The following is a 325-nucleotide window of genomic DNA, read 5'->3' as shown; positions in this document are numbered from 1 at the left end:
TCCGCATTAACGATAGCTTCAAGAAACGCCAGGGTTTTATCGAACTCATCCGCAGCTGTGGCTCCGGGCATACCATGGCCGCTTATACAAAACGGCGCTTTCAGCGTAGAGTTTTCATAAATGGCCTCAACACGAATGTCATGAAGCCAGTGCTCAAAGAAATTGTATTCATAGGTAAAGCGATCGCCAGCATCAAAAGCAAAATCATCAATCACGACCCGGAACGGATTATCGACAAAACCGATGCCTCCTTCGTAGGAGATACCGTAATCTTTGCCATAAATGTGAAATTGATGGAGATGGTCGTCCCCCCAGCCCTGCACTA

General features: G+C 47.1%; 1 protein-coding gene. It reads right to left on the bottom strand.

Translation table 11 applies throughout. The features are described from left to right. On the bottom strand, positions 1–325 hold a 325-nt coding region (locus CW751_RS15250), incomplete at both ends, for a plasmid pRiA4b ORF-3 family protein (protein ID WP_165779344.1).

The organism is Brumimicrobium salinarum, assembly GCF_002844555.1.
GTDB classification, from domain to species: Bacteria; Bacteroidota; Bacteroidia; order Flavobacteriales_D; family Crocinitomicaceae; genus Brumimicrobium; species Brumimicrobium salinarum.
This window is presented reverse-complemented; position numbering and strand designations above follow the sequence as displayed.